This is a genomic window from Candidatus Methylacidiphilales bacterium, assembly GCA_033875315.1.
In the GTDB taxonomy this organism is placed as follows: domain Bacteria; phylum Verrucomicrobiota; class Verrucomicrobiia; order Methylacidiphilales; family CAZTYG01; genus JANRJG01.
The window spans coordinates 39570-48418 of the sequence record JANRJG010000005.1; the positions used below are offsets into that span (position 1 = coordinate 39570).

General features: G+C 59.6%; 11 protein-coding genes and 2 tRNA genes. 7 read left to right on the forward strand and 6 right to left on the reverse strand.

The window, feature by feature from the left end:
- Window positions 1-39 precede the first annotated feature (39 nt).
- A complete protein-coding gene (locus SFU85_01775) occupies window positions 40-312 on the reverse strand; it encodes a hypothetical protein (GenBank protein MDX6765498.1) in 273 nt (90 codons plus the stop codon).
- Between the two features lie 121 nt (window positions 313-433).
- Between SFU85_01775 and SFU85_01780 the strand changes: the two genes are divergently transcribed.
- The gene (locus tag SFU85_01780; GenBank protein ID MDX6765499.1) at window positions 434-1540 is read left to right on the forward strand and encodes a LysM peptidoglycan-binding domain-containing protein; all 1107 of its coding nucleotides are present in this window, start codon (window positions 434-436) and stop codon (window positions 1538-1540) included.
- Here the strand turns inward: SFU85_01780 and SFU85_01785 are convergent.
- The gene (locus tag SFU85_01785; GenBank protein ID MDX6765500.1) at window positions 1491-2243 is read right to left on the reverse strand and encodes a TIGR02206 family membrane protein; all 753 of its coding nucleotides are present in this window, start codon (window positions 2241-2243) and stop codon (window positions 1491-1493) included. The genes SFU85_01780 and SFU85_01785 overlap by 50 nt on opposite strands.
- An 88-nt stretch (window positions 2244-2331) precedes the next feature.
- Here SFU85_01785 and queG point away from each other — a divergent pair, with 88 nt between their 5' ends.
- From queG to SFU85_01805, 4 genes are all read left to right on the forward strand, one after another.
- Window positions 2332-3336 (forward strand): tRNA epoxyqueuosine(34) reductase QueG, encoded by a 1005-nt coding sequence (gene queG / locus SFU85_01790; GenBank protein ID MDX6765501.1) that lies wholly within the window; start codon window positions 2332-2334, stop codon window positions 3334-3336.
- A 34-nt stretch (window positions 3337-3370) separates the two neighbouring features.
- Complete coding sequence (locus tag SFU85_01795) at window positions 3371-3982, forward strand: nucleoside monophosphate kinase (GenBank protein MDX6765502.1); 612 nt, start codon at window positions 3371-3373, stop codon at window positions 3980-3982.
- Window positions 3983-4003: 21 nt separating this feature from the next.
- Window positions 4004-4076 (forward strand) — tRNA-Ile (locus SFU85_01800).
- Window positions 4077-4150: 74 nt separating this feature from the next.
- Window positions 4151-4235, forward strand: a tRNA-Leu gene (locus SFU85_01805).
- Between the two features lie 81 nt (window positions 4236-4316).
- Here the strand turns inward: SFU85_01805 and SFU85_01810 are convergent.
- Genes SFU85_01810 through nrdR form a run of 3 tightly spaced genes read right to left on the reverse strand, consistent with a single transcriptional unit; the run spans window position 4317 to window position 5687 of the window.
- Complete coding sequence (locus SFU85_01810; GenBank protein ID MDX6765503.1) at window positions 4317-4661, reverse strand: histidine triad nucleotide-binding protein; 345 nt, start codon at window positions 4659-4661, stop codon at window positions 4317-4319.
- An 11-nt stretch (window positions 4662-4672) separates the two neighbouring features.
- On the reverse strand, window positions 4673-5224 hold the full coding sequence (locus SFU85_01815) for a hypothetical protein (protein ID MDX6765504.1): 552 nt from the start codon (window positions 5222-5224) through the stop codon (window positions 4673-4675).
- A 10-nt stretch (window positions 5225-5234) separates the two neighbouring features.
- Window positions 5235-5687 (reverse strand): transcriptional regulator NrdR, encoded by a 453-nt coding sequence (gene nrdR / locus SFU85_01820; protein MDX6765505.1) that lies wholly within the window; start codon window positions 5685-5687, stop codon window positions 5235-5237.
- A gap of 133 nt (window positions 5688-5820) precedes the next feature.
- Here nrdR and SFU85_01825 point away from each other — a divergent pair, with 133 nt between their 5' ends.
- Window positions 5821-5997 (forward strand): hypothetical protein, encoded by a 177-nt coding sequence (locus SFU85_01825; GenBank protein ID MDX6765506.1) that lies wholly within the window; start codon window positions 5821-5823, stop codon window positions 5995-5997.
- Window positions 5998-6395: 398 nt separating this feature from the next.
- On the opposite strand, the gene rpoN is transcribed toward SFU85_01825, so the two are convergent.
- Window positions 6396-7793 carry an RNA polymerase factor sigma-54 gene (gene rpoN, locus SFU85_01830; protein ID MDX6765507.1) on the reverse strand — a complete coding sequence of 466 codons (1398 nt, stop codon included), beginning with the start codon at window positions 7791-7793 and terminating at the stop codon, window positions 6396-6398.
- Window positions 7794-7928: 135 nt separating this feature from the next.
- On the opposite strand from rpoN, the gene SFU85_01835 reads away from it, so the two are divergent.
- Window positions 7929-8714 carry an MBL fold metallo-hydrolase gene (locus SFU85_01835; GenBank protein ID MDX6765508.1) on the forward strand — a complete coding sequence of 262 codons (786 nt, stop codon included), beginning with the start codon at window positions 7929-7931 and terminating at the stop codon, window positions 8712-8714.
- Window positions 8715-8849: the final 135 nt, after the last annotated feature.

Sequence of the window (8849 nt, forward strand, 5' to 3'; positions counted from 1 at the left end):
TGGATGGAATAGGGAGGATGGTGGGAAAGGAAACGAGGGTCAATTTCCGCCGTTGGCGTTCTGGTTCACCGTGATACCATGCTTGGAGAGCAATTCCTTGACGCGGGAGTTGCTGACCGAGGCCACGGCGAGATCGCGGACCAAAGCCGTGCCGACCTGCTGGCTGAGCTGGCCGCGGTTGATGTTGACTTGCTGCTCCTGCAGGCCGCGTTCGACATTGCGGTTGGCGGTGGTGACGACGAGGAGGGCGATGGTCAACAGAAGGGCGAGGGAAGCCAGGCCGGTGCTGACGTAGTATTGCCAAGGTTTCATCTAGAAGGGTTTGGCAGGTGGGTATGCGTGCGTCAAGTGGTCTTTAAAGGGCCCTTTTGTCGCGGCATCCGGGTTTTGGGTTTTTATTGTACCGGACCGGCTTTCGTGGGATATAAGCAAGATGAAGTACTTGGTCCTGGCTGGGGTGGTGACGGCGCTCTGCCCCTGTGCGCGCCTGTGGGCTGCCCAGCCCGCGGTCCCCCCGGCGCTGGAGAGAGAAATTCTGGCGGCATCCGCGCTGCTGGTCGACGCCCAGACGGGTGAAGTGGTCTTCAGCCGGAGGCCCGACACGCCCTACCCCCCGGCCAGTACCGTCAAGTTGCTCACGGCCTTGCTGGTCTGGGAAAAGACCGGGCTGGAGGGAGAGGTGGAAATCGCCCCCGAGGACGCCGATGTGGAGCCCAGCCATGTCCCCCTCAAGGCGGGGGAAGTGGTCCCTGTTCGTGATCTGACCAAGGCCCTGCTGGTGGGATCGGACAACGACACGGCCATGGCCCTGGGGCGCAAGGTTGCCGGAGACAGCCGGACCTTCGTCCAGCAGATGAACGAGCGGGCCCGCCAGCTCGGGTGCTCCAGAAGCAATTTCCTGAATCCCAACGGACTGCCGGCCCCCGGTCAGGTGACCACCGCGCGCGATCTGATGCGGATTTTCCGGGCCGTCCTGGCCGTGCCCCAGCTCCGCAGCATTTGTGCCATGCCCTCGTTCGTGCTGCGCACGGCGGTGGGGGCGCAACGGGTGAAAAATCACAACAAGTTGCTGGGTGTGTATGCCGGGATGGGTCCGGCCAAGACGGGGTGGACAGTGGCCTCGCGCCACACCTACGCCGCCTCGGCGACGCGGGACGGCCGAGAATTGTGGTTGGTGATCCTGAACAGTCCCAACAAATGGAATGACGCCCGTTTGCTTTTTGATTATGGGTTCTCCCGCCCCAAACCGGAGCCCCGGGCGACCGATCCCGAAGTCTTGACCGTGTCCGCGCCGCCGGTGCGGGTCAAGCCCCCGACGGCGGCCCTGCGCGGGGCCCCCGAGCCGGGCCCAGCCATTTCGACAACGGCTGCTCCGAATTCAACGCCGTCCAAGTCGGCCCAGCGGCACAAGGTCCGCCAGGGCGAAACCCTTTATTCCATTGCCCGCACTTACGGAGTGGGAGTCAACCAGATCGTGCTGGCCAACAACCTCAATGATCCCCGGCGTCTCCAACCGGGGACCGATCTGCGTATTCCGTGAGACGGCGACGCTTCCAGGCGTCGGCAGCCATCCAGGGCAGGTAGTAGATCACGAAAGAAACCAGGGCCATGGCCTGGAGACTGAGCAGATACCAAGGCCAGGGACCGAGGTGGTCCAGCAGGCTGGCGTGTTCCGGTTTGGCGCAGAGATAGCCGAAGTTTTCCCCCAAGAGGATGTTCGCCAGTGCGGCGCTGGCGAAATACACCTGCAACATCAGGATAGCGCGGGGGAGGGAATGCCGGTTGGGACGCAGCCCGCAGCCGAAGGTCAGGAAGGCGACCGAGGCCAGGAGGCCGGAGTGACCGATGTGGAAGGTGAAAAAATAGGGGTGGGGGAACCCGTATTGCAGGTCGGGGGTGATCACCCCGTGCAGGGTTCCGGCAAGGCCCCAGAAATAAGCCAGGTCGTACAGCGACTGCTTTTTCCACAGGAGGGCGCCCAGGATGATGAATCCCAGCCAGTCGCACAGGTGCATGGGCAGGAATTCCAGCCAGTCCTTGCCCGGGTTTTGCAGTCCGATGATCACCAGTGCCGCCATGTTGCCTGCCATCAAAAAGGCCAAGGCCCGGCGGATGGTTGCTTCCCGCCTTCCCGTGGGGTCTGGGCGGGAAATCATCACCAGCAAGGCAGGCACGACCACGGTCAGGGCCATGACGACCCCGTGGGACAAGCCGAAGCGGACGAAGGCGGGATGGGGTTCCATGATGGTCCTTTATACGGGGTGCCCCGGACTGTCAGTTCAATTCATTTCCAGTCCGTGCACCAGGCGGGGGATCTGCTATAAAACCCCGATGAATCTTGGGGAGCAATTGAAAGTCCTGGCTGCGGGCGAGGGATTCGACCATTGCGCGGTGGCCTCGGTCGAAACACTGGAGTACGGGGGCTATTTTTTACGCTGGTTGGAGGAAGGAAAACAGGGATCCATGGCCTGGCTGGCCCGTGACCCTTTACGCAGGCTTGATCCCGCGCAAGTGCAACCGGGCGCTCGCAGTGTGGTCATGCTGGCCTTGAATTACTACCAGGACCCGCTCCCTGGGCGCGGACGGATGGCCCGGTATGCTCTGGGCCGGGACTACCACGATCTGATGCTGCCCCGCCTGGAGCGACTGGCGTCATGGATGGAGGAACTAGGGGGACGGCAGCGGGTTTATGTCGATACGGGACCGGTCTTGGAAAAGGTTTGGGCCGCGCGGGCCGGGCTGGCCTGGCAGGGCAAGAGCACCATGGCCATCCACCCCCGCTCGGGCACGTGGTTTTTTCTCGGCACCCTCCTCACCACCCTGGCCTTTCCACCCGATCCACCGATGAAGGACCATTGCGGCTCCTGCACCCGCTGCATCGATGCCTGTCCCACCGGGGCCATCCACGCTCCCTACCAGCTGGACGCCCGCCGCTGCATCGCCTACCTCACCATCGAGCATCCCGGGGACATCCCGGAAGAATTCCGTTCCCTGATCGGGGACCGGGTCTATGGGTGCGACGACTGTCTGGAAGTCTGCCCTTGGAACCGTTGGGCCCGGGCGACACAAGAGGCCGGCTTTCAGGAAAGACCACGTCCGGATCTGGCGGAGATGTTGGATTGGAAGCCCGAGGACTTCGACCATCACTTCCGCGGCAGTCCGGTCCGCCGCTTGAAACTCCCCCGTTGGAAACGCAACCTCTGTGTTGTACTGGGCAATATTGGAACAATGTCCGATCTGCCCGCCCTGGAGCGTGCGGCCGCCGGGGACGATCCCATGGTCGCCCGCCATGCCCGCTGGGCGGTAGAAAAACTCCGAACGCAGGATCGCAGTTGAAGCCCGCGAATATTTGTCCCATGCTGGACCCTGCGTGAAATACAGGACTTACCTCATCTTCGGTGCCCCGGGCAGCGGCAAGGGCACCCAGGGGCTGACCCTGGGCACACTCCCGCGTTTCTATCACTGTGCCTGCGGGGACGTCTTCCGATCCATCGACACCCGTTCTGCCATTGGAGGGTTGTTCATGGAATATTCCTCGCGCGGGGAACTGGTGCCCGATGATGTCACCATCGCGCTCTGGCAGGAGGCGATCACGGCCAAGATTGTGGACAAATCGTTCAAGCCCGACATCGACGCCCTCATCCTGGATGGCATCCCGCGCAACAGGCGCCAAGCCGAGTTGATGGAGGAAATGATCGAAGTGCAGCGGGTCTTCCACCTAGTCTGCCACGACCGCGAGGCCATCGTCCACCGATTGAAAAAGCGCGCGCTGAAAGACAACCGGTTGGATGATGCCAACGAGGAAGTCATCCGCCGTCGTTTGGAGACGTATGAACGCGATACCAAGCCGGTGTTGGACTTCTACGGTCCGGAGCGCATCCAGGAAATCGACGCCACCCAGTCGCCGGCCCAGGTGCTGGTTCAAATTCTCAACGAAGTCAATCCGCTGGAATCGGGCCGCCACGCCCCGGCTTCGTGGTAATGCCCGTTTGCATTTTCTCCGGGGCCTATAGCTCAATGGTTAGAGCAGGGGACTCATAATCCCTTGGTTGTAGGTTCGAGTCCTACTGGGCCCATTTCTTCCCGCGCGGTCGTGGTGGGCTTTTGGAACTTGAAACTTCCCACCTTAAACTTGAAGATCACCTGTCGCGCCCGGGTGGCGAAATGGCAGACGCACGGGACTTAAAATCCCGAGGAGGTCACACTCCGTGCGGGTTCGAGTCCCGCCCCGGGCACTTTTCTGCCAATACGGAATGTGGAATGGTGAATTTGGAATGAAATCCGTATTCCTCATTTCGCATTGCGAATTCCCGAAATTATCCCGGGGGCCATTCCATTTCCCGTCCGCCCAGGACATGCAGATGCAAATGGGGCACGGCTTCACCGGCGTCTTTCCCGTTGTTGATCACGGTTCGGAAACCGGATTCGGCAATACCTGTCAGATGGGCCACTTCCTGGACCGCCAATAGCAATTCCCCCAGCAGTTCCTTTTCTTCAACAGGAACGTGCACCAAGCGGGCATACGGTTTCTTGGGAATGACAAGGACATGGACCGGGGCTTGCGGGGCGATGTCACGGAAGGCCAGTACGGTGTCGGTCTCGAAGACGATGTCGGCCGGGATTTCCCGGTCGATGATTTTTTCAAACAAGCCTTTGGACATGGATGCGTTTCTCAAAAGACCGCCAAGTCGACCGCGGTGTGTTTCCAGGAGGCAAGGTGGCTGCGGGCGAAGAGGACGATCTCGTCGTTGAGTTTCTGGCAACCCTGGTCCCACTTGCGGGAACCATCGAGGATCTTGACGCAGTGGCGGATGCCATCGAGCCGGACCCCTTTGACCACGACATGGCGGGCTTCCTGCAGGCGTGCGGCCAGGTGTTGGAAGAAAATGAGTTCAAGGCCGCTGTGGCGGGCGATTTCCGGCAAGTCGATGCTGACGCGAGGGGCGACGAGGCTGACATTGCGGGCGATGTCGCCGCAACCGATGCCGTCGAGGGATTTGCGGATGATGGCCTGGAGCTGCTTGGGGGTGATGAGGGTACCTGGGTAGTCCTGTTGGAGGTAGAAGGTGATGGCCTTGGCCACTTCCCCGGACCATTCCCATGTGGTGTAGCCGGCGTTGCGGGCTGAATGGGCGATGGATTCCGAGAGCCAGCCCTCGGAGAGCGGAACCTGGCGGCTGCTGTGCCACTGGACGAGGGGAAGCGATTGCGGGACAGCGATCATGGAATGGGGTTCAATCGACGGTCAGGCTCTGGACTTCGTTGACGAATTCGTTGATGTCCTTGAATTGGCGGTATACCGAGGCGAAGCGGACGTAGGCCACCTCGTCAAGCTTGCGCAACGCACGCATGAGCGATTCGCCGATGGCGGTGGTGGGGATCTCCTTGTCGTATTCTTTTTCGAGGTCGTCGATGATGCTGTCGACGGTTTGTTCCAGCACATCCGGGCTGATCGGGCGCTTTTCACAAGCCTTGAAGAGTCCGCCAAGGAGTTTCTTGCGGTCGAAAGGTTCGTAGCGACCGTCGCGTTTGACCACGCGCAAATCCTCGCGCTCGATTTCTTCGTAGGTGGTGAACCGGTAAGTGCAGGCGAGGCATTCCCGGCGTCGCCGGATGACGGCTCCGTCCTTCCAAGGTCGTGAATCGATGACCTTGTCCTGGTTGGAACCACATTTTGGACAGCGCATACTAAATGTTGTGTTGGAACAACCTAGTGGCCTACAGGGTATGGGGTCAAGAAAATAGCCGTAAGAGAGGGTTGTCGGGCGAGGGTGTACCGGGTAGGGTGGCGTTGATCTCACTGCCTGTCTGAACAGAGCTGTGATCGACATAAAAAAAGCGGCGGATCGTTGGGCGATCCGCCGCTTTCTTTTAAGCAAGAGAAGTTATTTCTTCTTCTTGGCCACCTTCTTCTTGGCGGCTTTCTTCACTGCTTTTTTCTTCACTGCTTTCTTTTTAACTGCCATGTCTGAACTCACCCCCTTCCATGTCGGATAGTCTGATCGACAGATAAGGAATTAAATTTTTCCGGGCGTCCCGTCAAACATTTTTTCGAAGTGTTGCTTGACGTCTTTTGTGGCTGCGGTGGTGTTCTTTATGGTATTTGAATCAAGTGAATAATAATTCAAGCAGAACTATTTTGAAATTTGATCAAAATACCAATGAAAAATCAAAAATATATCAGGAAAAGACAATCATCTAGATAATAAATGAATAATTAATCATCCGTGAATGAGGTCACGCAGAAAACGTGAAAAGTTTTTTCAAATTGCGGAGAAAAGCGCGTAAAACGCGCAAACAGGGTTGTGGGTGACCTGGCCGAGAGGTCCGGAAGGCGGAGGCGAAGACCATTTTAACAAAAAACAGGCGCCAAAAACGGGCGCGGATCCGTCGTTTTAGTGTTCCCGGCGGAGGTTTGATGGAAGGATATTGAGTTCCGAGCGGTACTTGGCCACGGTGCGGCGGGCCAGATCGACTCCTTTGTCCTTGAGGATGTCGACAATCTCGGAATCCGAGAGCGGTTGGCGGGGATTTTCGCGGGCGATGAGTTCGCCGATGGTGTCTTTGACGCTGGTGTTGGAGAGGGTTTGGCCCTCGGCGGTCATGTAGCCGGAAGTGAAGAAGAATTTCATCGGCACCACGCCATGGGGAGTGGTGACATACTTACTGGCCACGGCGCGGCTGACGGTGGTTTCGTGCACGCCGATGGCTTCCGCCACCTGGCTCATGGTCATGGGTTTGAGGTGGGCGTTGCCGTGCTCGAGGTAGTCGCGCTGGCGTTTGATGATCTCCAAGAGGATGTTTTCGATGGTCTGTTGCCGTTGCTGGAGGCATTTGATGAGGAATTTGCCCGCTCGAATCCGGTCCTTGAGATAATCTTTCAATCCGGCATCGCCGGTGCCTCCTCCAACCAGATCTTTGTAGGTGTCGCTGATTCTGAGGTAGGGCAGGGAATCGTTGTTGAGCACCGCAGTCCAGGATCCGTCATCATCTTTGATGAAGGCGGCCTCGGATTGGACAACGTTCTGGGGTTGGTCGGGGCTGAAGGCGGCTCCGGGGTGGGGTTCCAGCTTGGATATATAGTGGGCGGCTTCGCGCAGGCGGTCCTGGGTGACTTTGTGGTCGCGGGCCAGTTCCTGGAAACGTTTGCGTGCCAGGCGGTCGAGGTCGTGGCTGACCAGCTTGGCCTCCAGTGATTCACCATCCTTGCCCCGGCGCTCGAGCTGGATGAGCAGGGATTCCCGCAGGTCCCTGGCACCCACACCGGCCGGGTGGAAGCTCTGCACCAAGCGAAGGGCTTTCATGACTTCGTCGAGATCCAAGCGGGTGGCGGCGGCGATTTCCGTCAATTCGGCGGTCAGGAATCCGTCCTCGCTGAGATTACCAATGATCTCCTCCGCGGCCTTCAGCACGGATTCACTGGTTTGGGTGAGGATGAGCTGGCCGATGAGGTGGTCGCCCAGGCTTTCGCTTTTGACCTGGGAATCGAAGAAGAACTGACGGCGGGCTTGGGCGTCCTCCTGTGATTGGCGGCTTTCGCGATTCTGGGAAAAGTAGTCCCGCCAGTCCTCGCGGTCCTCCCGGGCTTGTTCAGAGCGGTCGTCCCATTCCTCGTCCTCCTCGGTGGCAGGTTCGGGGGGGGCTTCCTCCAGCAGGGGGTTGGTCTCGATTTCCTGCTGGATGAGGGAACGGAGTTCGAGAACGGGGGCTTGGAGGAAGTGCAGACTCTGCTGCATCTGGGGCGACAGGGTCTGCCCCAGGGATAGGTTTTGTTGGAGTCCAATGCCTGCCATGGAAGAACTCCAAACTGTCAGGCGCGAACCGAAGTATCAAGCAACTTCTATGCCATGATGGGGGCTTGCTATTTTGGGCTTCCATTCCGAGCGGGCGTTATTGCCATACGGGCGTGTGCGGCCAGAGTGGCGCGAATGGGGTCGTATACGTTCACGGTGCTGGCCAGTGGAAGCCGGGGCAATGTGGCAATCCTGCGCACCCCGCTGGGATCGGTCTTGATCGATGCCGGTTTGAATGGACGGCAGTTGGAGGCGCGATTGCGCGAGGTGGGGGCGGACTGGGGGGAGATCCGAGCGGTGGTGTTGACGCACGAGCACAGCGACCACATTGCGGGGTTGCCGGCATTGTTGAAGCGGACCGGTGCGGAGATTCTGGCCAACCGGGCCACTTGGGACAGCCTGGGTCTGAACGGAGAGGGCCGTTGGCGCGAATGGCCGACCGGTTCAACGGTGGGTGTGCTGTCCGGCGTGGAGATGGATTCTTTTCCAGTGCCGCATGACGCCGCGGAACCGGTGGGGTTGGTGGTGCGTGCCGCGGGCACGGTGGTCGGAGTGGCGACCGATCTCGGGTTTGCCACTCCCGTGGTGGTCGAACGGTTGCGGGGCTGTGGGGTGTTGCTGCTGGAGGCCAACCATGATCCCGCGATGCTGCAAGCCGACACCAAGCGTCCTTGGGCGGTCAAGCAACGGATTGCCAACCGTCATGGGCACCTTTCGAACGGGGCTGCGGCGGAGTTGCTGGCCCGCGTGGCGGGACCGGAATTGCGCCATGTCTTTCTGGGGCACCTGAGCGAGGATTGCAACCGACCGGAGCTGGCCGAGCAGATCATTGCCGAAACGTTAGTCCAGCTGGGTAGGAGTGCGGTGCAAGTCCACCGGACCCATCCGGAACGGGTATCGGCGACCGTCGGGCTTGGCTAGAGCATTTCCGGATCATATAGACACATAATGTGCATGAGTGAAGTAGTTGATACATTCTTGTGGAGTGAACAGTGACAAGCAGTCTGCGACCGCCCGCATGAGTTCTTCGTAGGTTCTTGCACAAGCCCGGCGTAA